The organism is Deinococcus misasensis DSM 22328, from assembly GCF_000745915.1.
GTDB classification, from domain to species: Bacteria; Deinococcota; Deinococci; order Deinococcales; family Deinococcaceae; genus Deinococcus_C; species Deinococcus_C misasensis.
On the sequence record NZ_JQKG01000006.1, the window covers coordinates 39,503 to 60,522 of the forward strand.

Genomic DNA, 21,020 nt, shown 5'->3' on the forward strand with positions numbered 1-21,020 from the left:
AAAGCAGAAAAGTACACCACTCCAGGGGCAACAGGTTGGCTTGCGGCTCTGGACGCCAGAAAACTGTTTCTCGGGCAGTATACCGGGCACGTTAAACAACTTTTCAATTCGTGTGAAACTTACGTTATAGTTTGGGCATATGCTACGAGTGCTCTTCGTGGGAGACGTTTACGGCAAACCGGGCAGGCGGATTTTCAAAAACCACCTGCCCAAAATCCGTGACCAATTTGATTTTGTTGTTGTCAACGGTGAGAACTCTGCAGGGGGCTTTGGACTGAACAAAGAAAGTGCACGCACCTTGCTGGATGCCGGAGCGAACTGCATCACCCTGGGCAACCACACCTGGGACAACCGTGAAGTGTACGATCTGTTGCAGGAAAACCACATCCTCAGGCCGTTCAATTATCCTCTGGGCACCCCCGGACATGGCATGCACACCTTTGAAGTCAAAGGGGAGCGCATCACCATCATCAATGCCATGGGAAGGGTGTGGTTGGATCCTCTGGATTGCCCATTTGTGGGCATGAATCAACTGCTGGAAAGGGAAGAACTGGGCAGCATTTTTGTGGATTTTCACGCAGAGGCCACCAGTGAAAAAACTGCTTTTGGTTTTTTTCTGGACGGTCGGGTGGCAGGGGTGGTGGGCACCCACACCCACATTCCCACAGCAGACACCCGCATTTTGCCGGCAGGTACAGGTTACCAGACCGATGCAGGCATGACCGGAGTGCTCAACAGTGTCATTGGGGCTGCTCCCGATGGACCCATCTCCAAATTCGTGGACAAAATCCCGGTGCGCTGGAGCACCGCAGAGGGTCAGGCCCAACTGAACGGCGTGATCCTGCACCTCGAAAACAACCAGTGCAAACACATTGAGCGTTATCAGTACACGGAGGAACAATAAATGCGCACCATCAATCAGGATGTCAACACCCTCGGGCGTGCCCTGGGTACGGTTTTGAAAGAACAACAGGGAGAGCGCTTCTTTGAACTGGTGGAAAAAGTCCGCACCCTCAGCATTGAATTGCGTGAAAAGGGCGAAGACACCAGCGATCTGCAGTCCATTTTCAAAGAGCTGAATTTGCTGGATGCCGAAGCGCTCATCCGTGCATTCTCCATGTACTTCCAGTTGATCAACCTCGCAGAAGAGTACGAGCGTGTCCGGAAAATTGAAAACTCCAAAGGACCCCACAAACAGAGCCTTGAAAAAGCCTTCACGGCCCTCAAAGAGCAGGGTCTGAAAGCCGAAGATGTGATCGAACTCGTGGAGGACCTGCACCTCGGCCTCACCTTCACCGCCCACCCCACCGAGATGCGCCGCCGCACCATGCGTTACCACCTCGACAAAATCGCCAGAGACATCCCCAAACTGGATGACCCTCAGGCGCAGGGCCGGGTCACCGCCCATGTGGAAGCCCTGTGGGGCACCCTCGAACTGCGTCACGTGCGTCCCACCGTGCGCGATGAAGTGAAGGGCGGTCTGAACTACATGGAAGTGATTGCTCTGGTGCTTCCTGCCCTCGAAGAGGAATTTCGTCTGGCCTTCGAGCGGGTGTACGGCAAACAGGCCAAACTGAAACTGCCTTACCACTTTTACTCATGGATGGGCGGAGACCGCGACGGCAACCCCTTCGTGACCCCAGAGGTCACCCGTGAAACCCTTGCCCTGCATGCCTCCAGAGCCCGTGAAATGCTGCGTGCAGACATCCGCGAAGCCTTCTCTGCCCTCAGTCACCACCAGACCCGTGTTGAGGCCCCCAGAGACTTCAAAGCCGAAGAACCTTGGCGCGAAGTGCTGCAGGAAATGCACAACGACCAGAGCATCCGGGGCGATCAGGTGCTGGAAAACGTCAAGCATCTGGAAAAAGCGTTGGAACAGTCTTTCCAGAAGCGTTCTGCACAGGTGTTCTTGCAACCCCTGATCACCCGCACCCGCACTTTCGGCACCCATTTGGTCAGTCTGGACATCCGCGAGCACTCGGGCAAGACCGGTGCTGCGGTGGCAGAAATGTTCACCTATGCTGGGGTTCCCAATTATCTGGACCTTCCAGAGGAAGCCAAAGTCAAAGTGCTTCAGCGTGAACTGCAGACCCGCCGTCCCATGCTCCCTGCAGAGGCCACCCCCAGCGAAGACCTCGAAAGCGTGCTGGGTCCATTGCGTGCCATCCGTGAAGCCATTGGCAAGTATGGCCAGGAGTCTTTTGGGCGCTACATCGTGTCCATGAGCGAGAGCGTTTCCGATTTCCTGGAAGTGCTGATCATGGCCCGTGAAATCGGTGTGCGGGTGCTGCCTGTGCCCCTCTTCGAAACCCTCGAAGACCTGCAAAACGCCCCCAGAATCATGGCAGAGGTGCTGGACAACACCGAATACCGCAAGATCCTTGGAGAAGATGTGCAGGAAGTCATGCTCGGGTATTCTGACTCCAACAAGGATGCTGGATTCCTTGCTGCCAACTGGGCTTTGCACGAGGCGCAACGTCAGATTTCTGAAGTGTGCCGCAACGCCGGTGTGCCGTGGCGTTTCTTCCACGGTCGCGGAACCTCCATTGGTCGTGGTGGTGGTCCCATGGCCCGGGCCATTTTCGGTCAACCTGCCGGAACCATCGGCACCGGACTGCGCATCACCGAACAGGGAGAAGCGCTCGCTGACAAATATTCCCACCCCAAAATTGCTTTCCGCAACCTTGAGCAGGGCATGTATGGACTCCTGCTGTCCGCTGCCAAACCTGTGCAGGAACTGCCTGGAGCCTGGTTGGAGGCCATGCAGGTCGCATCCAAAGTCAGCCAGAAAACCTACCGTTCTCTGGTGGAGCACCCGGATTTCCTTGAGTTCTTCGAACTGGTGACCCCCATCCGCGAAATTGCCCGTCTGAACATTGCTTCCCGCCCTGTGCGCCGCCCCGGTCCAGCCACCCTGCACAACTTGCGTGCCATTCCCTGGGTGATGGCCTGGACCCAAAACCGCGCCAATGTGCCCGGCTGGTACGGTTTGCTGGAAGGTCTGAAAGCCGTGGATCTGGAAGTGGCCAGAGACATGTACCAGAACTGGCCTTTCTTCCGCAGTGTGCTGGACAACGCCCAGATGAGCCTTGCCAAGAGCGACATGATGGTGTTCCGCGCCTACCTGTCTCTGGCTCCCCATCTGCCTGAACTGGGACAGCACATTCAGCAAGCCCACCAGGAAGCTGTAGACCTGATCCGTCAGGTGGTGCAAGGTGAAGTGCTGGACAATGAACCCAACCTCAAAAAGTCCATTCACTTGCGCAATCCCTACATTGAGCCCATTCACCGTTTGCAGGTGGAGCTCCTCAAACGTTTCCGCACCCTGCCCCCTGAGAGCATGGAAGGAAGTCCTCTGGAGCGTTCTTTGTTGCTGTCCATTCAGGGCATTGCAGCAGGGGTGCGCAACACGGGCTGATCCGTAGAAAATTTGAATTTACAGAGGGGAGCTGCAGCTCCCCTTTTTCTGATTCCGTTTTTAAATCAAATAAAAATTTCACAAACCAATTCCAACCATCACAAAATACAGACACCTGATGGTGAGCAATGCAAAAGGGGTGGACAAGGATTCAGCAAGATCAAGGATCCAGATGGACGTTGTAAACGTCACAAATCAGGTCCACAAAAATGGGCAGCAGTTGAGGATCGAAATGCAATCCAGAGAGTTTTTGCATGTGTACCAGCGCGGTTTGTTGATCCCATGCATCTTTGTAAGGACGGTGGGTGGTGAGGGCATCGTAGACATCCACCAGAGCAAAGATTCTTGCCAGCAAAGGGGTCTGTTCCATCACCAATTGGTCTGGGTAACCAGAGCCATTCCACCATTCATGATGGCTGCGCACCACCTGCCGGGTCGGCTCGGGGAGGAGGGGCATTTGCATGCAGATTTCTGCCCCCATCAGGGTGTGCTGCTGGATTTTTTGGCGTTCTTCTTCGGTGAGTTTGCCCGGCTTCAACAAGATGGAATCCGGGATGCCGATTTTGCCCACATCGTGCAGGTACGCGCCCCAGCGCAAATGGGTGCGCTCTTCTTCGGACAGGCCCAGCCGAATGGCAAAGCGTTCGCACAGGTCCACCACCCGATCGGTGTGGCCTTTGGTCTCAAAGTCCCGGTACTCCAGAGCCAGACCGAGGGTCCGCAAGGTGGCCTCGCGGGTGGATTCCACCTGTTCCAGATAGGTGCGCCGCTCAAACGCATTCTGCAGCCGTCCCAGCACAAATTTGAGCACCTGCACTTCGTTGCGGGCAGCCTTGTGCACTTCATTGAAGGTGCACAGCACCATCACCCCCATCACTTTGTTGTGCAGTTGCACAGGGGCCAGCAAGGTGCTGCGCAATCCCAGATCGTACAGCTCTGGATTGGGCTGAACCACCTGTGCAAAATCAGGAATGTCGAGCACTTCCCGGGTGCTCACCGAGCGGGGGAGGCGTTCAAAGTCGGTGAGGTTCAGGCTGAGCAGGCGAGAGAGTTCAAAGGGCAAGGGCGCCGAATGGCGAACGGCTTGCAAGTGCCAGCCATGGGCCATTTTTTCGTAGTAGGCAAACAGTTCGTAACCGGTCAGTTGCATCAGGGTGTCCAGAGCTGTTTCTGCCACTTCGGTGGGGTGGTTGAGGGTTTCAATGCGTGCGGACAGTTCACTGAGCAGTTTGTACATGTGTGCCCGTTCCTGCACCTGCCACTCCAGCATGTAACGCTGCATCAACAGGGCTGCCCGGTCTGCAAAAGATTCAGCCATCCGGATGGACTCTGGAGTAAAAGCATCTGCAGAATCAAAATTCTCCAGGTTCAAAATGGCGGCCAGTTTTTGCTGCACACGCACCTGCACCGAAAGGTTGACCTGAATTTCATCGATGCGTCCGGATTCTTTGAGGATCTTGTCGATCTCGGGATCGATTTTGCCTGCATTGAATTCTTTGAAACGCAGCAAGGTGCTGGACCGGGGTTGGTCATTGCTGGCCCCGAGCATCTGGTGGGGGGCAAACCGAATGCGTTTCAGGCCTTCAAGGTCATAGTTCAGGGCAGCCTTGAAGGTGTAGTGCCCGTCCGGATCCAGTCCAATGATGGTTCCTGCCTGTGCTCCCGGAATCAGGCGCACTGCGGCCTCCACCAGTTTCTGGTAAAAATCTTCGGTGCCATTTTGCAGGAGTTGCAGGGTCAGGCGGTCCAGTTCTTCGTTGATTTTGAGGGTCAGTTCAAGGTGTTCTTGATACAACACCAGCAGGTGTTGGTAAAGCTCTGGTGTGAAGCCCTCAAAGTGCTTGAGGGGGTATTCCAGACTTAAACAACTTGCTTGTGCTGGCTCTGGCTGCAAGGTTATGGTGGGGCAAAAGGGAAAAAACAAGCGGGCTTGATGCAGCAATTCCGGATCGGATTGAACATCAAGAATCAACAAATGGATTTTTTCAGTGGGAACCCATTCCAGAGAGGTCTGCCAGACCAGACGCACTCCGGGTTCATTGAATGCTGGAGGAGGTGATGGGCTCACCAGCAGAATCGTGAAAACGTTTTCCATGCTCCTCCTGCCAGTGCTGTAGAGCCGCTAACTCATGCTAAAGGCAAATGCCATGACTGTACATACGGGATGATCCTGAACAAAAGCTGAAGGAAACGAATGATGTGAAAAGATGAAGGTTCCCTCCACTTTTCACGGGCTTTCACGGGCCTTCCTAAAAGTATAATATGCTACTTGCGGCCCAGGCCGTGTGATTTTTTGAGGTGCACAATGTTCATCACCGACAAACCGAGAGTTGGCGTTTTTATCGACACCCAGAACCTTTACCACTCCGCACGGGATTACTACGAGCGGACGGTGAATTTTGAGCGCGTGCTGGAATATGCCGTGCAAGGCAGACATTTGGTCCGTGCCATCAGTTACGTTGTGGAGAAAGAAGGGGACACCAGTGCTTGGCCTTTCATCTACAAACTGAGTACCCTGGGCTACAAAGTCCGCCGCATGACCCTGCAGTACCATCACACCACCGAGCAAGGCAAAGTGATCTGGGAAGGCAACTGGGACATGGGCATCGTTGCAGACATGATGCGCCTGATCGACAGTCTGGATGTGATCGTGCTGGGCTCTGGAGACGGAGACTTCGCCGATGTGCTGGAAGTGTTCATGGAGCGCGGAAAACGCGTGGAAGTGATTGCTTTCAAAGAGACCACCGCCCAGAAGCTCATCGATTGCGTGGACAAGTTCACCCATCTGGTGGACATCGACCATGGCTTGATGCCCATCAAAGGCAACAAAAACACCACCAGTCAGGTGTAAACCACCTGCATTCCAGCGCAGTTTGTACACTGCGCTGTTTTCATGGAGAAAACCGGAGAACAGCATGGATTTTCTGAACTTTGAACTTCCCGAAGACCTGATCGCCCAGAGTGGTGTGGAGCCCAGAGACCACAGCCGTTTGATGGTGGTCCCACAGGATGCCCCTCTGGAACACCGCATTTTCAGGGATGTGCTGGAGTATCTGCGTCCAGGCGATGTGATGGTTTTCAATGAATCGCGGGTGATTCCAGCCCGCCTGTTTGCCAAACGGGCCACAGGTGGCACCATCGAAGTGCTGCTGTTGCGCGAAAAAGAGCACAAGGTGTGGAGTGCTTACCTGAAACCGGCCCGCAAAGCCAACTCCACCCTGTACTTTGGAGACGGCAAAATTCAGGCCGAGGTGACGGGTGTGCTGGAAGACGGTGCACGCCTGCTCACCTTCAATGAAGACATCAAACCCCACCTTGCCGATCTGGGCAGCCTGCCCTTGCCTCCTTACATCCAGCAATCCAACATTGGAGAGCGCTACCAGACGGTTTACGCCAAAACCGAAGGCAGCGTGGCTGCACCCACAGCGGGCCTGCACTTCACACCAGAGCTTCTTTCCAGAATGGACACGCTGGGCATTGAACGGCACTTTCTGACCTTGCATGTTGGAGCAGGCACCTTCAAACCCATCTCTGGCAACATCACCGAACATGTCATGCATGAGGAACAGTTCTTCATTTCTGAAACGACTGCAGATGCCATCAACCGGGCCAAAAAAGAAGGTCGGCGTGTGATTGCTGTGGGCACCACCACCGTGCGGGCTCTGGAAAGCGTGGTGCACAATGGCGAAGTGCAGGCCGGAGAAGGGGAGACCCGGATTTTCATCCATCCGCCATACCGGTTTCAGGTGCCTGACCTCTTGATCACCAATTTCCACCTGCCCAACTCCACGTTGCTTCTGCTGGTCAGTGCTTTCGCAGGTCAGGCAGCCATTGAAAATGCTTATCAGACGGCCATTCAGGAAAGATACCGGTTTTACAGCCTCGGAGATGCCATGCTGCTGTACGGGCAGCACAGTCAGCTCTGACCTTCCAGCATCCCAAACCAGAGCGTAACTGCGTTGACTCAGTGAAACGGGAGGAGTCGTTGGACTCCTCCCATTTCAAAAATCTCCGGCATAGAAACTGCATCTGAAGCTTCCTTCAAATGCTGTAGAAACCAAACCAAATCAGAAGGGTTTCCAGACCTGCAGTTTGGAAACCCTTCTACAACACAAAACATCTGCAAGAAAATAAGCAAGAACCACTAGTGTAAAAAACAGGTCAAAGGTTATACTTTCGCCATGAGCGACAATCCCCTGTTGAGCCTCGGTTTCGACATTCCTTTCGAGGACATCAAACCCGAGCATTTTGAGCCTGCCATCGAGGTCCTGCTGCAAAAAGCAGAGCAGGATTTCCAGAACCTTTTGAACGTGCAGGGAGAGCGCACCTACGAGAACACCCTCAAAGCCCTGGACCGTCTGGGCGAAGGTCTGTACCGTGTGTTTGGCATGCTGTACCACCTGAATGCCGTGGTGACTTCTCCAGAGATCCGGGCCACCCTGCAAGCCGTGCAGCCCAGAGTCACCGCCTTCCAGAGCCGCGTGACCCTCTCTCAAGAGCTGTATCAGGCCCTGAAAAACTTTGCTGCCACCAGCGAGGCCCAGAACCTCACTGGAGCCAAAAAGCGCTTTCTGGAACTTTCCCTCGATGAGTTCCGCAGAAGCGGTGCAGATCTGCCTGCTGACAAAAAGCAACGTCTGGAAGAAATCAACCTGCGCCTTTCAGACATCTGCACCCGTTTCAGCCAGAACGTGGTGGATGCCACCGCCGAATTCGAACTGTTGATTGAAGACGAAAGCAAACTCTCTGGCCTTCCCGAGAGCGCCCGTGCTGCCGCCAGACAAAGCGCGGAGTCCAAAGGCAAACCTGGATGGCGTTTCACCCTCGCACAGCCCAGTTACCTGCCCGTGATGTTCTATCTGGACGACGCCGAAATCCGCAAAACCATGTACAGTGCATTTCAGCAACGTGCCAGCGTTGAGCCCTACGACAACGAACCCCTCATCAATGAAATTCTGGCCCTCAGAAAAGAAAAAGCCCAGCTGCTCGGATACAAAGACTTTGCAGATCTGGTGCTTGAAGACCGCATGGCTGGAAGCGGTACCCGCGCCCTGCAATTCGAGCAGGACATGACCGCGAAGATCCGTCCCTTTTTCGAACAGGAAAACGCAGAGTTGCTGGAATACCGCCGGGCTCTGGAGGGGGACAACGCCCCCGCCTTGCAGTCATGGGATGTCAGTTACTACGCAGAAAAACTGCGCAAAGCCAGCTACGACTTTGATGAGGAAGCCCTCAAGCCTTACTTTGCTGTGGACAAAGTGATGGCTGGACTCTTCGAGATCACCCGTCGTGTGTATGGCGTGACCGTTCAGGAAGTCTCTGGCGTGCAAGCTTGGCACCCTGAAGTCAAAACCTACGAGATCTTCAACGAAGAAGGCACCCGACTGGCCCGTTTCTTTGTGGACTGGTTCCCCAGAGAAACCAAACGCAGCGGTGCTTGGATGAACAGCTTCTACACCGGAGACCGGGATGGAACGTTTGAAGCCCACCTCGGCCTGATGTGCGGAAACCTCACCCCACCCGTGGGCGATGAACCTGCCTTGCTGACCCACAGCGATGTGGAAACCATCTTCCATGAATGGGGCCACCTGATTCACCACGCCCTGTCCCATGTGGAGGTCAAGAGCCTTGCCGGAACCAACGTGGCCTGGGACTTTGTCGAGTTGCCCTCCCAGATCATGGAAAACTGGGCATGGGAACGCGAAGCTCTGGACCTTTTCGCCCACCACCACCAGACCGGTGAAACCATCCCCGATGATCTCTTTGAAAAAATGGTGGCCGCACGCAATTTCCGGGCAGCCAACGTGGCCATGCGCCAGCTTTCTTTCGGCACCACCGACCTGATGCTCCACATCAAATACAACCCCGAGCTGGACGGCAACGTCATCCAGTACAGCCGTGAACTTCTGGGCCAATTCATGGCGGTCAAGCCCGGCGATGAATTCCGCATGATCACCTCCTTCTCCCACCTGTTTTCTTCACCTGTGGGTTACGGTGCAGGCTACTACTCTTACAAGTGGGCCGAGGTGCTTGATGCAGACGCGTTCAGCCGTTTCCGCAACGAAGGCATCTTCAACCGGGCCACAGGACAGGACTTCCTTGAAAAAATCCTCTCCAGAGGGGCCAGTGAAGATCCTGCCAAGCTGTACCGGGATTTCATGGGCCGCGATCCCGACCCCAATGCATTGCTGGAACGCTCTGGCTTGCTGGTCTGATCTGAACTTTCAGGCACAAGGGAGAGACAACTCTCCCTTGTTTTTGTATTGTGTGAAGACAAATCCATTCCCCACAATCCTGTATGCAGCCTCCCCCTGACCTCTCCCAGAGCAGATTCAGAAAAAGCCGTGAGGCAAAAGCAACCTTTTGTGCCTGAGGCCCACAAGCAGGTCCATTTCAGGCAGGGTAGATGCAAAGTCGCTGTTCGGGCGATGCAAACAGAAAGAGCCGTCAGCCAGAAGGAAAGTCTTCTTCCAGTCGGTTGAGCTTGCCAAACCTGATGGGGCTTGGCCTTTTGGTCTTGCTGCTGTCGAAAGCAAAAGCCTCTGGATCCGCTTTTCACTGATCGCTGATGGCTGACGGCTGACCGCTTTCTCAGTCGGCCTGCCAAACTTCAGACTTTGCGTTGACCCTCCATTTCAGGTGAACAATGTGCGTTTTTCAGAAAAGACCTATAAAATGAGAAGGTGACCAAACTGCATATTGCACCAAGCATCCTCTCCGCTGATTTCTCACGACTGGGTCTGGACCTTCAGGAAGCTGAAGCGGCCGGTTCCTCGTGGGTGCACATCGATGTGATGGATGGCCAGTTCGTCCCCAACATCACCATTGGCCCCCTCATCGTCGAGGCAGTGAAACGCTCATGCAGCATGTTCAGAGACGTGCACCTGATGATCGACCGCCCCGAGCGTTACATTCAGGACTTTGTGCAGGCCGGAGCAGACCTCATCACCGTCCATGCCGAGGCCACCGTTCACCTGCACCGCACCGTTCACCTGATCAAAGAACTCGGGGCCAAAGCAGGGGTTGCGGTGAATCCCGGCACCCCTCTGGAAATGCTGCGCCCGGTGTTGCCAGACCTCGATCTGGCCCTGATCATGACCGTCAACCCCGGTTTTGGCGGGCAAAAATTCATTCCAGCCTCTCTGGAACGCATCCGCACCCTCAGAAGCTGGATTGATGCAGAGAACCCCAACTGCCACCTTGAAGTGGATGGAGGGGTCAACCTGCAAACCATCGAAAGTGTGGTCAAAGCCGGAGCCAACATTCTGGTGGCCGGCAGTGCGGTGTTCAATCCCTCTGGCATTGGCCGCAACTTCAAAGCCCTCACGGAGGCCGCATGCGCCTGCGTGTAGATTTGCTTCCACATGGTGAATACCCGGACACCGTCATTGTCGTGGACGTCCTGAGGGCCACCACCACCGCCACCGTGTTTCTGGAGCACCACGCAGACCGCCTGTTGTTTTCTTCCAGCATTGAAGAATCTCTGGGCCTCAAATCCGAAAACACCATCATTGCTGGAGAACGGGGTGGCCTTGCTGTGGCAGGGTTTGACCTCGGAAACAGCCCCATTGAGGCAGGTGCAGGCTCCTACGCAGGCAAAACCGTGGTCATGAACACCACCAACGGCACTTACGCTGCCAGAGTTGCCTCTGAAAGTGCCAAACACGTTCTGCTGGGTGCCCTGCGAAATGCCCACGCGGCTGCACGCAAAGCCAAAAGCCTCGCCGTTGAAGAGATTGCCATCGTCTGCTCTGGTGAACGGGGCCGCGCTTCTCTGGACGACACCTACACCGCAGGTGTGCTCTGTGAATACCTGCTGGCCATGGGTGAATTCACCCTCAACGACGGAGCCCGCATTGCCCTGACCCTCAGGCGGCAAGTCGGAGACCCCATCGAACCCCTGTCCAGCAGCTCTGGTGGCATGAGTCTGGAAAGCAAAGGACTCGGAGAAGACATCCGTTTCTGCGCCCAGATCAGCGAAAGCACCATCGTTCCCACCTTGCAGGAAAGCAGCAACGGACAGGTGATTTTCGTTTCCAGTTGAGCAGAAAAACACCTGACTTTCCGCTGAAAAAACGCTGGTACAAGAGACACGTGAACGTCTTTCGTCCCAGCGTGCTTTTCATGGCCGTTTCCAACTCTGCCCGCACCCAGATGGCCGAAGCCCTGCTCAAACACCATGCAGGTGAGCGCTTTGAAGTGTACAGTGCAGGGCTTGAAGCTGGCCAGATCCACCCCCATGCCCGCATTGCTCTGGAAGAAATGGGTATTTCCATGCAAGGCCAATATCCCAAAGCCCTCAAAGACTTTCTCGGGCTCACCTTTCACTACCTGATCACCCTCTCAGAGGAACAGGAAGATGCCCCGATTTTTCCAGGCGTGAGCACCCGTTTGGACTGGATGATTTCCCCTCCAGCGCAGGATGACCTCAATGCATTCAGGCGGGTTCGCAACCAGTTGGACCTGCAGATCCAGCACTTTCTGGTGGATTGTGAATTGCAGAAACTCGGGGTCAAAACGCTGATCTGAGCTGTTCAGGCCCTGCGAAGCTTCAAACGTTCCTCGACGGCCAGTTTGTCCACGCGTTCATTGAATTCGTGCCCAGAGTGGCCCTTCACCCAGATGAATTTCAGGTCGTGCACTCTGGCCAGAGCAATCAACTCTTCCCAGAGGTCCTGGTTTTTCACGGGTTCTTTGCTGGCGGTTTTCCAGCCGTTTTTCTGCCAGTTCAGCACCCACTTCTGGGTGAAGGCATTGCGCAGGTACTGGCTGTCGGTCACCACCAGCACCACACAGGGACGCTTGAGGATCTTCAGGCCTTCCAGCAGGGCGGTCAGTTCCATGCGGTTGTTGGTGGTCTCGCTGGCGTGTCCTTTGAGTTCCAACTCCCGTTCCCCGTATTTCAGGATGGTGGCCCATCCGCCATGCCCGGCTTGCGTGTCACAGGCCCCATCGCAGTACAGGTAAACGTGTTCTCCGGTGGGAGGGGTGGCTGGACGGATGCAGGAGAGGATGGGGGCAGTCATTTTTGGCATTTTACAACAGGCCGAGAGCCGAGGGCACAGGGCCGAGGGCTAAAAAAGGCTTTGGCGATAGCATTCAGAGCAGGACATGTCCAGAAAGGGCAAATCAAGGGATCGCATGTTGTCTTGTCCTGAATGCGCACTCACGGGTCCTGAGGCACTTCGCGCTGATCCCTCTGCATGTTCGCTCTTACAGATCCCCTTGATGGTTTTGTCGACATGCAGCAGGATGCCCTCGGCCCTGTGCCCTCGGCTCTCGGCAAACCCTCGTTCCAACAAAAAAGAACGGGATTTCTCCCGTTCCTGACAATCACAAAATCTTAGAGTTCGTCTTTGAGGGTGGTGGCCACTTTGAAGCGGATCTTCTTCCCGGAGGGAATGGTGATGCGCTCTTTGGTGCCGGGACGCACGCCCTGACGCTCTTTGGTGGCGGTCACGGACAGGGTGCCCAGTCCGGGCAGGCCCACGCTTTTGCCTTCTTTGAGGGATTCAATGATGGCGTCCAGAGCAACAGAAATGGCTTCTCCGGCGTCCTTTTTGCTGAGTTTGGTCTTGCTGGCGACGATGTCGATCAGTTGGGTTTTGGCAATTTTTTCAGCCATGAGAGGTACTCCTTGACGTAATTTCCAGCGTTTGACGCTGCGGGCTAAACATAGCACAAATTTCAAATTTAGGCTATGGGTGGTCAAAAAACGGATTTCATGTAAAAATGGGAGGCCACTTTTAAACTTCAAAATTCTGTAAATGCTGTTCCAGACAGGTTTTCTCTTGATTTAGAATTTATTGGATTTGAGAATCATCTGTCCTGAACAGCAAAACCCTCGTGTTACTGGTTGTGGAACACTGGCCAAAATGCTTCTGGAACTTTTTCAAAAGGTCCTGCGTATCTTAAGGCATGAGTGACTTCATGAAACAACCCAATTTGGACGCCCCTCAGGGTGTCTTGACCAGAGAAAACCAGACTTATGCCATCATCCAGCACCTTTCGGCCCTTGCTGCTTTCATTTTGCCCAGCCTTGGAAACGTGATTGGGGCTCTGGTGGCCTGGTTGATCTTCCGTGACCGTGACAAAACCCTCGATGAACAGGGCAAGGAAGTCCTGAACTTTCAGATTTCTGTGACCATTTACCTGTGGGCTGCTGGCGTGATTGCTGGCATCTTCAGTCTGGTGACGCTGGGTCTGGGTGTTTTGGTAGCCCTTCCTGTGATGGGCGTGGTGTGGTTGCTGTCTCTGGTGCCCACCTTCATCGGTGTTGCAGAGGCCAACAAGGGCAACCTTTACCGTTACCCTTACACCATCCGTTTCCTGCAATAAAATCCTGAATTCTCAAAATGGCGGCCTTTGGGTCGCTGTTTTTTTTGTTCTTTCAGGGAATCCCACAGTGTCCGGCAAGTTCCCTCTGCTACACTGTTCGTGAATGCCCAGGAAACCCATTGATTCGCCCCACGAGAAATACCGCAGCAAACAGCGCAAGCCCCAGACCAACCGCAAAGCCACCGAACAAACCGATCAGGGCTTTGCCGATCCTGCTCTGGCGTACCTGCACAAGAAAGGTCTTTTCTCGGAGTTGCTTTATGAACATTACAGTGGCAAAGAAGCCACCATTTATGTGCTGGAGTCTGAAAAGGGCTTGCTGGCTGCCAAACTCTATCTGGATGCCCGAATCCGCTCTTTCCAGAGGGATGAACTTTATCAGGAAGGCCGCTTCATCACCAACAACAAGGCCAAGAAAGCCATGGCCACCGCCAAAAAGTTTGGCATCACTCCAGAGCAGGCCAGTTGGGTGAGCAGTGAATTTCAGTTCCTTTCGGACCTCTTTGAAGCGGGTTTGCCGGTTCCAGAGCCCATCGAAGTGGCAGGGAAAGTGCTTCTGATGGAATTCATCGGAGATGAAGACGCACCGGCCCCGAGGGTCAGTGATGTGCGTCTGGAATGGAAAGACGGCGCAAAGCTCTTTGAGGACAGCCTGAACCTCTATGCCCGTCTTCTCAAGATCGGGTATGTGCATGGCGACTACTCTGCTTACAACATGCTCTTGCGCGACGATGAACTGGTCCTGATCGATTTCCCCCAGACCATCAAATGGCGTGAACATCCCAAACCCATCAAGGTCATGGAACAGGACATGAAGGGCCTGACCATGAGTTTCAGCAAGTACACCAAATGCACCCCAGAGGAGGCGTTGCAGGAGATCATCAAGCGCTCTGGTTTGTCTGAAGGGGAACTGCGGGCATAAAGCCGAGGGCCTAGGGCAGAGGGCACAAAAATCCAAGGCAGAACGACGAATGCTGAAGGCACAAGACAGCTTTGGCTATGGCATTTGGGGCCACAGACGTTTCCCTTGATCATTTCTGATGCGCAGCCGATGATGCTCTCGGCTCTCGGCTCTCGGCCCATGGTCCTTGCGTTACTGATTTCAGCAGAAGTTGTTTAAACCTTAATGGGCTGTCCTGACCTTTCTATTCGCTTTGCTCAAGCAAAAGTGAGTTTAACTCACTTTTGCTGAAAGCAGTAAAATACCCCTGATGAACCTTCTTGCCGTCTTTGCCCATCCTGATGACGAACTCTGGTGTGTTGGAACCCTCAAAAAACACCTGCAAAGGGGAGACCGGGTGATGCTGGTCTGGACCACCTATGGAGAAATGGCCAGCCAGTACATCGACAAAAGCTTTGAAGAGGTGCGCGCCATTCGCAGGCAACACGGGGCTCTGGTCGCCGAGGAAATTGGCTGTGAGTTCCGGTTTTTGGACATGGGGGATTCCCGCATGACCGGTAGCCGCGAAGAAGCGTTGCAGTTGGCACGTCTCTATTCGGAGTTCAAGCCCGATGCCGTGATCACCTGGGACGATTTCAGCCCCCACCCGGATCACCGGATGACGGCCAAGATTGCATTTGATGCCCTGACGCTGGCCCGCATTCCCAAAATCATCAATGAAGGCATGACGGACACGCTGGAAGCCCACCGCAAAGCCATCACGTTTTACCAGTACCACACCCAGCATGCTTCTTTCCCGGTGGTGCATGTGGATGTGACAGCCCACATGGACAGCAAATTGAAGCTCTTTGCTTTTTACCGGGATTTCTACCAGTGGAATTATCCCAATGAGGCGTTCGAAGCAGAGTTCAAGCGTCAGGGACAGGAATCGGGTGTGCCTTATGCTGAAAAATTCACCATCCGCAGGGTGCATGCGCCAGCCCATGACTTTTTAAGGTGAGCATGCGCATTCGGGCACGGTCTGCAAGTGCAGGGACCGGCAAGACCACCTCTCTGGTGAGAGAAGTTTTGCTGAGCCTTCCTCAAACCCCCTTAAGGCGCACGGCCATTGTGACCTTCACACGCTCTGGGGCAGCGGATTTGCGGTTGCGTCTGGAGATGGCCCTGCGTGAAATCATCGAGAAGGGCAAGCATCTGGATGTGGTGTCCAGAGACCGAAAGTTGTATCTGGAAGCCCTCTCTGAGCTGCGTGGAGCCACCATCACCACCTTGCATGGCTTTTTTCGAACCCTACTGAGACTGAATGCACCCGGACTCGGGCTGGATCCTGATTTTGCTGCGCAGGATGAACTGGAAAGCCACCTGCTGTTTCAGGAGGCTTGCTTTGAGGTGATTGCTGAAGCGGTGTCGGTACCGATGTCTTCCGGGGTGCCTCTGGTGGCCCAGTGGGGCACCGACGAGACCCTCAGGACCTTGATCGAGTTGCGAAAGCAGCGGGCCTATTCTCCGTTTCAGGCGTATGGGGTGCTGGAAAGGGAATTGCTGGAACTGTATCAGGAGGCTGCCAAACGCACCAGAGAACGGCAGGCAGGTCGGGTCCTTGATCCTGACGATGTGGAGGAGTGGGCACACAGGCTCACCCAGTCGCCGGACATGCTCCAGAGGGTCCATGAGCGCTTCAAGCGGGTGTTCATCGATGAGTTTCAGGATGTGAGCCCGTTGCAGGCCCGCATTGTGCATGCCCTGAAAATTCCTCTGGTGGATCTGGTGGGAGATGCCAAGCAGAGCATTTACGCGTTCAGGAACGCAGATGTGAACGCTTTTCTGGAGCTTTACCAGAATGCAGAGCAACTGACCCCCCTGACTGTTTCTTACCGGCATCCGCCCACACTGGCCCGGATTTTCACGGAGGTGGCAGAGCGGTTTTTTCCTGAGTTTGAAGAGCTGGGTTTGCCTGCCAGAGTCACCTCTGCCCACACCGAAGATCTGACCACGCCCATCGAGGTGCGCTTGACCCGAGCAGACAGCATTGCCCTGGCCCGCAAGCAGGAGGCCGAAGATCTGGCTTTGCGGTTGCGTCGCATCTATGCCAGAGGGACCCCATGGGAAGACATGGTGATTCTGGTGCGTCGCCGAACCAGTTTGCGGTACCTTGAACCTGCCCTCAAGCAGTTTGGGGTGCCTTTTGTGCTGGGACGCGGTAAAAACTATTACGCCCGCCCAGAGATTCTGGATGCTGGACTGCTCCTCAGAATCCGCGCAGAATACCACCCGTCTTTGCTGGATCTGGCCCGCCTCGGGCAAATTCCGCCCCTCAATGTGCCTGCTCCCACACCTCTGGACACCACGGACACCTATCTGGAGCGCCACCCTGAGTTGCTGGAGATGCTGGAAGGCATTCGGGCTGCGCCCAGACAGCCTGTGGCTTTCCTGCGCTGGGCTCTGGGGGTGTTTCCTATTGACGCAGCTTCTCCAGAGGCCAGAAGCAATCTGGAAGGTCTGCTGCGCGACCTGACCGAACGCGGATTTGAAGATGCTGCCAGAGCCGCCCGGTTCCTCAAGTTGGCTGCCGAAGGCGGCAACGACCCGGATGAACCGGTCAGTGGCTCGGGTGCAGTTCGGATCATGACGGTGCATGCTGCCAAGGGACTGGAATTCCCCATCACTGTGCTGTTTGACCTGTCCGACGATCCCAGAGACCGCTCGGGTCGGGTGCTGGTGGACCCCGAGTCCCATGAGGTGATCCTCAAAGACACCGAAGCTTTTGAACGCATCCGTTTGCACTGGCAACGCAGGCGTGAGGGAGAGGATTTGCGCTTGCTTTACGTGGCCCTCACCCGTGCACGCAACTACCTGATCCTGACGGGGTCCATGGGAGGGACTGGGCAAGCACAGGGATGGTTGCTCCAGTTGGAGTTCTTGTACAACCAGCAACGGCCTGATGTGCGCCTGCTTCACACAGGCAAGGCCACACCTGCTCAGGAGGTGGAGGTCCAAACCCCAGAGTTGCTGCTGGATGCAGATTTTGCCACCGCCCGGGTGGATCCTCCGCCTCTGATGGTGCTTGCCCCCACGCGCAACCGGGAAATGCTGAAAACCACAAATCCGCCGGGGCAGGACATCCCGGAGTTCGGCAAGGTGGTGGGCCTCCTGACCCATTACGCCATTGCCTTTGACCTTGAGGTGCAGGACATGGGTCGCCTGAAAACCCAGCAAATCCTCAGGCCTTACAATCCCGATGAAACCCGCTCCATTCTGGAAACCGTGCAACAGATGCTGCAAACCCATCATGCTCTGTCCCCAGACCGGACTTCCAGACTGGAAGACCTTGCAGAAGTGCCATTCGCTTTTCGGCAAGGGGAGGTCACATGGAACGGGGTCATTGACCGGCTGTTTCAAACCCCAGAGGGTTGGATTCTGGAAGATTACAAGACCGATTTTCTGGCCCCAGAGGACCTGGGGCAAGCGGTGCACCATTACGCCCCCCAGCTGGCGGTTTACCGTGAAGCCGTCAGGCGGGCCAGACCAGACTGCACCCCCCTGAAAGTCAGGTTGGTGTTTCTGGCTCTGGGTCAGGTTCAGGACGTTCCTGAAGAAGTTCTGGATCTGGCCATGCAGAATCTGGACGCGAGTCCCACGGCAGCAGCGAAAAATCCAGTAGACTGGTAGTGCAATGCAGGACCCGATCCAGTTCAAACAGAGCTTTCCCATTCGTTCCCGTCCAGATGTGTTGTTCCGTCTGGTGGGTGACCCCAAGAAACGCATGCGCTGGGACAAATCCCTGCGAAAATTCCAGTACGACGGTGAAGAAAAATTGCAGGTGGGTTCCAAAATGAAAGGCTTGCTGCAGTGGAAGTATGGCGGCATGGCCTTCCAGACCAAAATCACACACCTGCAAGGTCCAAACCGTCTGTCTCTGGAGAGCCTTCGCCCTTTTGGCCTCATTGAAAAAATGAGCCAGCAGTGGTCTTTCAAACCCATGCCTGGTGGCGCAGAAGTCACCTTCACGTTCACGGTGGTCCCGAGGTTCAAATTTGTGCGCCGTGGCATTGAGCGCATGGTGCAGGGCCTTTTTGCAGAAACCCTGCTGGAACTGCAGCGGGCAGTGGACTCTTCCACGGCTGGAGCCATGGAAGAAGCTGCTCAGGACATTGCCAAAAAACAGCGTGAAGAACGCAAAAAGAAGAAAAAGAAAGCCTGAGTGTTCAGAGCGTGTTCAAGACCCTGCAAAGGGTCTTTTTTGCTTTGGAGGGTCTTGATTGGAGGACAGAGTCCAATGCAGCCTGCACTTTCTGGGGCTTTTCACGTTTATGATGGTATCCGATGACTGTCGTCTTGCAATCCTCTGGCCTCAGCAAAAGTTATACCCTTGGCGTGGAAACCGTGCACGCACTGAAAAGAGCCGACCTGCAAATCCATCAAAGCAGTTTTGTGGCGGTGATGGGTCCCTCTGGGAGCGGAAAGAGCACCCTCCTCAATCTGCTGGGTTTGCTGGACACCCCGGATGAAGGCGAAGTGACCCTTGCAGGGGTGAAAACCAGAGGCCTGAATGACGATGCCCTGACTTTGCTCAGGCGGGATCGCATTGGATTCATTTTTCAGACCTTCGAACTGATTCCCACCCTCAGTGCAGAAGAAAACATTCTGCTCACCTCTGACCTCTCTGGAAAACTCAAAGAAGCCCGCCAGCATTTGCCCGGTTTGACCCAGCGTCTGGGCCTCTCTGGTCGCCTGAAAAACCGGCCTTCTGAGCTCTCAGGGGGGCAACGCCAGCGGGTGGCCATTGCCAGAGCCCTGATCAACCGACCATCGGTGATTCTGGCCGATGAACCCACCGGAAACCTCGACAGCAAAAACGGTCGGGAGGTGCTGGAGATTTTCCAAACCGGGGTGCGTGAAGATGGCTGGACGGTGGTGATGGTCACCCACGATCCAGCTGCAGCTCTGGCCGCAGACAAAATCGTGTTCTTGCGGGACGGTGAAATTGTGGGGGAGACCGAAACCAGCAGTCCAGACGCTCGGGCCAAAATTGAGGAGTTTGTCGGCGTTTGAGCCTGTGGCTTTCCAACATGGATATTGCGCAAGAAACGAAAAAATTGAAACACCTGAAACTCTGAACCGAATGCACAAAAGCAGAGAAAGAGGGCCGTGGCTCAGTGTCTTTTGATCTGCATTTGACCATTCTATCCACAGGGTCATTGACCTGATTTCAGGGATCTGCTATAAACAAGTTGATCGTTCAACCGATAAACCCAAAGGAGTGTGCAGCTGTGTCCCGTGCCACCTTGCGTGCTGTTGCGGAACGTGCTGGTGTGTCTTACCAGACGGTTTCCAACATCATCAACAACACAAAAGCGGTCAAACCTGAAACCCGTGAACGGGTGGAACAGGTGATCCGTGAGCTGGGTTTTGTGCCCAACTTCACGGCACGGGTTTTGCGCCAGCAGAAATCCATGACTCTGGGTTGCGTGTTCTACGAGGTCGCAGATTTCGACCTGCAGGACCCCTACCGCAACATGATTCAAGCTGCAGTTTCGAAAGCTGCTAAACAGGCCAATTACAGCCTGCTCACCTACCATGTGTTCCGTGAAAACCCGGCAGATTTTGAAGAACTCAAAATCCACCTGTCGCAGGGGAGACTGGATGGCCTGATTTTCCTGAGCCCCAGCATTCCCCAGTCGATCATCGAGGAAATTTCCCACTGGCAACGTCCGGTGGTGCTCTATGACCGCTTTGAGGAAAGCACCGATTTGCCGTCCTTCATGCCTCAATATGCCGATGGAATGCGTTTGCTGGTGGAGCACCTCACCTCCAGAGGTCGCAAGCGTCTGGCCTTTGTGGCTGGACGCAGGGAAGACCACACCCAGTCTGGAGAGTTGCGCCTGAGCAGTTTTCTGGAAGCCGCAAAAGCACAGGGTGCTCTGGCTTCAGAGGAACACCTGTGTTTTGGAGACTGGTCTTTCGAGAGTGGAAAGAAGGCTTTCTCGCAACTCTGGAACCTCAACCCGCGCCCAGATGCGATTCTGGCCGCCAACGACAGAATGGCCATAGGTTTGTTGCATGCTGCGCTTGAGGCTGGCATATCCGTGCCTCAGGAGGTGGCCATCACCGGTTTCGATGACATCGAGTTTTCCCAGTACACCCATCCCACCCTGACCACCGTGCATGTGCCATACATCGAAATGGTGGACCGGGCCATCGATGCCCTGCTGGCCATGATTGATGGAGAGGAAGTGCAGGATCACCTCTGGCTTCCTGTGACCCTGAGCGTCCGCCAGTCGTCCTGAATCCCTGACCTGTTTGATCTGCCTGTTGATGGATTGCCAAGTTGATCGATCAACTTATTTTTGGACCACTTGGTTG

Annotated in this window: 18 protein-coding genes; 15 read left to right on the forward strand and 3 right to left on the reverse strand. The window is 54.8% G+C overall.

Going from position 1 to position 21,020, the window contains the following annotated elements:
* Window positions 1–139: 139 nt before the first annotated feature.
* Together Q371_RS06325 and Q371_RS06330 are read left to right on the forward strand one after the other, a co-directional pair.
* Window positions 140–904 (forward strand): TIGR00282 family metallophosphoesterase, encoded by a 765-nt coding sequence (locus Q371_RS06325; protein ID WP_034337731.1) that lies wholly within the window; start codon window positions 140–142, stop codon window positions 902–904.
* A complete protein-coding gene (locus Q371_RS06330) occupies window positions 905–3,418 on the forward strand; it encodes a phosphoenolpyruvate carboxylase (RefSeq protein WP_034337734.1) in 2,514 nt (837 codons plus the stop codon).
* 160 nt (window positions 3,419–3,578) lie between these two features.
* Here Q371_RS06330 and Q371_RS25440 read toward each other — a convergent pair whose 3' ends face one another.
* Window positions 3,579–5,513, reverse strand: a complete 1,935-nt coding sequence (locus Q371_RS25440) for an HD domain-containing phosphohydrolase (RefSeq protein ID WP_051963471.1) — start codon at window positions 5,511–5,513, stop codon at window positions 3,579–3,581.
* Window positions 5,514–5,723: 210 nt separating this feature from the next.
* On the opposite strand from Q371_RS25440, the gene Q371_RS06340 reads away from it, so the two are divergent.
* The 6 genes from Q371_RS06340 to Q371_RS06365 all read left to right on the forward strand — a co-directional run bounded on the left by Q371_RS06340 (window position 5,724) and on the right by Q371_RS06365 (window position 11,947).
* Window positions 5,724–6,269 carry a LabA-like NYN domain-containing protein gene (locus tag Q371_RS06340; protein ID WP_034337737.1) on the forward strand — a complete coding sequence of 182 codons (546 nt, stop codon included), beginning with the start codon at window positions 5,724–5,726 and terminating at the stop codon, window positions 6,267–6,269.
* Between the two features lie 64 nt (window positions 6,270–6,333).
* Window positions 6,334–7,344: a tRNA preQ1(34) S-adenosylmethionine ribosyltransferase-isomerase QueA gene (queA, locus tag Q371_RS06345; protein ID WP_034337740.1), complete on the forward strand. Its 1,011-nt coding sequence runs from the start codon at window positions 6,334–6,336 to the stop codon at window positions 7,342–7,344.
* Between the two features lie 255 nt (window positions 7,345–7,599).
* Window positions 7,600–9,633 carry a M3 family metallopeptidase gene (locus tag Q371_RS06350; RefSeq protein WP_034337743.1) on the forward strand — a complete coding sequence of 678 codons (2,034 nt, stop codon included), beginning with the start codon at window positions 7,600–7,602 and terminating at the stop codon, window positions 9,631–9,633.
* A gap of 468 nt (window positions 9,634–10,101) precedes the next feature.
* Window positions 10,102–10,770: a ribulose-phosphate 3-epimerase gene (gene rpe / locus Q371_RS06355; protein WP_034337746.1), complete on the forward strand. Its 669-nt coding sequence runs from the start codon at window positions 10,102–10,104 to the stop codon at window positions 10,768–10,770.
* A complete protein-coding gene (locus Q371_RS06360) occupies window positions 10,755–11,462 on the forward strand; it encodes a 2-phosphosulfolactate phosphatase (protein WP_034337749.1) in 708 nt (235 codons plus the stop codon). Before rpe ends, Q371_RS06360 begins: the two co-directional genes overlap by 16 nt.
* Before the next feature lie 50 nt (window positions 11,463–11,512).
* Window positions 11,513–11,947, forward strand: coding sequence for an arsenate reductase ArsC (locus Q371_RS06365; protein WP_157442567.1), 435 nt, complete (start codon window positions 11,513–11,515; stop codon window positions 11,945–11,947).
* A 5-nt stretch (window positions 11,948–11,952) separates the two neighbouring features.
* On the opposite strand, the gene rnhA is transcribed toward Q371_RS06365, so the two are convergent.
* Window positions 11,953–12,444, reverse strand: coding sequence for a ribonuclease HI (rnhA, locus tag Q371_RS06370; protein WP_245618253.1), 492 nt, complete (start codon window positions 12,442–12,444; stop codon window positions 11,953–11,955).
* 317 nt (window positions 12,445–12,761) lie between these two features.
* The gene (locus Q371_RS06375; RefSeq protein WP_084571271.1) at window positions 12,762–13,043 is read right to left on the reverse strand and encodes an HU family DNA-binding protein; all 282 of its coding nucleotides are present in this window, start codon (window positions 13,041–13,043) and stop codon (window positions 12,762–12,764) included.
* 305 nt (window positions 13,044–13,348) lie between these two features.
* Between Q371_RS06375 and Q371_RS06380 the strand changes: the two genes are divergently transcribed.
* From Q371_RS06380 to Q371_RS06410, 7 genes are all read left to right on the forward strand, one after another.
* Window positions 13,349–13,756: a DUF4870 domain-containing protein gene (locus Q371_RS06380; protein WP_084571290.1), complete on the forward strand. Its 408-nt coding sequence runs from the start codon at window positions 13,349–13,351 to the stop codon at window positions 13,754–13,756.
* A gap of 103 nt (window positions 13,757–13,859) precedes the next feature.
* Complete coding sequence (locus Q371_RS06385) at window positions 13,860–14,678, forward strand: RIO1 family regulatory kinase/ATPase domain-containing protein (protein ID WP_034337755.1); 819 nt, start codon at window positions 13,860–13,862, stop codon at window positions 14,676–14,678.
* A gap of 289 nt (window positions 14,679–14,967) precedes the next feature.
* Entirely contained in the window at window positions 14,968–15,657 is a 690-nt protein-coding gene (locus Q371_RS06390) for a PIG-L deacetylase family protein (protein ID WP_034337758.1), read from the forward strand.
* Between the two features lie 2 nt (window positions 15,658–15,659).
* The gene (locus Q371_RS06395; RefSeq protein ID WP_034337761.1) at window positions 15,660–18,326 is read left to right on the forward strand and encodes a UvrD-helicase domain-containing protein; all 2,667 of its coding nucleotides are present in this window, start codon (window positions 15,660–15,662) and stop codon (window positions 18,324–18,326) included.
* Window positions 18,327–18,330: 4 nt separating this feature from the next.
* Complete coding sequence (locus Q371_RS06400; protein WP_034337764.1) at window positions 18,331–18,858, forward strand: SRPBCC family protein; 528 nt, start codon at window positions 18,331–18,333, stop codon at window positions 18,856–18,858.
* A 122-nt stretch (window positions 18,859–18,980) separates the two neighbouring features.
* A complete protein-coding gene (locus Q371_RS06405; RefSeq protein ID WP_034337766.1) occupies window positions 18,981–19,709 on the forward strand; it encodes an ABC transporter ATP-binding protein in 729 nt (242 codons plus the stop codon).
* Between the two features lie 218 nt (window positions 19,710–19,927).
* Window positions 19,928–20,944, forward strand: coding sequence for a LacI family DNA-binding transcriptional regulator (locus Q371_RS06410; protein WP_034337768.1), 1,017 nt, complete (start codon window positions 19,928–19,930; stop codon window positions 20,942–20,944).
* Window positions 20,945–21,020: the final 76 nt, after the last annotated feature.

Bases quoted from the DNA above. Each gene is read 5' to 3' on its own strand.
- Q371_RS06325 (WP_034337731.1), top strand. From the start codon at position 140: ATGCTACGAGTGCTCTTCGTGGGAGACGTTTACGGCAAACCGGGCAGG.
- Q371_RS06330 (WP_034337734.1), top strand. From the start codon at position 905: ATGCGCACCATCAATCAGGATGTCAACACCCTCGGGCGTGCCCTGGGT.
- Q371_RS25440 (WP_051963471.1), bottom strand. From the start codon at position 5,513: ATGGAAAACGTTTTCACGATTCTGCTGGTGAGCCCATCACCTCCTCCA.
- Q371_RS06340 (WP_034337737.1), top strand. From the start codon at position 5,724: ATGTTCATCACCGACAAACCGAGAGTTGGCGTTTTTATCGACACCCAG.
- queA (WP_034337740.1), top strand. From the start codon at position 6,334: ATGGATTTTCTGAACTTTGAACTTCCCGAAGACCTGATCGCCCAGAGT.
- Q371_RS06350 (WP_034337743.1), top strand. From the start codon at position 7,600: ATGAGCGACAATCCCCTGTTGAGCCTCGGTTTCGACATTCCTTTCGAG.
- Q371_RS06360 (WP_034337749.1), top strand. From the start codon at position 10,755: ATGCGCCTGCGTGTAGATTTGCTTCCACATGGTGAATACCCGGACACC.
- rnhA (WP_245618253.1), bottom strand. From the start codon at position 12,444: ATGACTGCCCCCATCCTCTCCTGCATCCGTCCAGCCACCCCTCCCACC.
- Q371_RS06375 (WP_084571271.1), bottom strand. From the start codon at position 13,043: ATGGCTGAAAAAATTGCCAAAACCCAACTGATCGACATCGTCGCCAGC.
- Q371_RS06380 (WP_084571290.1), top strand. From the start codon at position 13,349: ATGAAACAACCCAATTTGGACGCCCCTCAGGGTGTCTTGACCAGAGAA.
- Q371_RS06385 (WP_034337755.1), top strand. From the start codon at position 13,860: ATGCCCAGGAAACCCATTGATTCGCCCCACGAGAAATACCGCAGCAAA.
- Q371_RS06390 (WP_034337758.1), top strand. From the start codon at position 14,968: ATGAACCTTCTTGCCGTCTTTGCCCATCCTGATGACGAACTCTGGTGT.
- Q371_RS06395 (WP_034337761.1), top strand. From the start codon at position 15,660: ATGCGCATTCGGGCACGGTCTGCAAGTGCAGGGACCGGCAAGACCACC.
- Q371_RS06400 (WP_034337764.1), top strand. From the start codon at position 18,331: ATGCAGGACCCGATCCAGTTCAAACAGAGCTTTCCCATTCGTTCCCGT.
- Q371_RS06405 (WP_034337766.1), top strand. From the start codon at position 18,981: ATGACTGTCGTCTTGCAATCCTCTGGCCTCAGCAAAAGTTATACCCTT.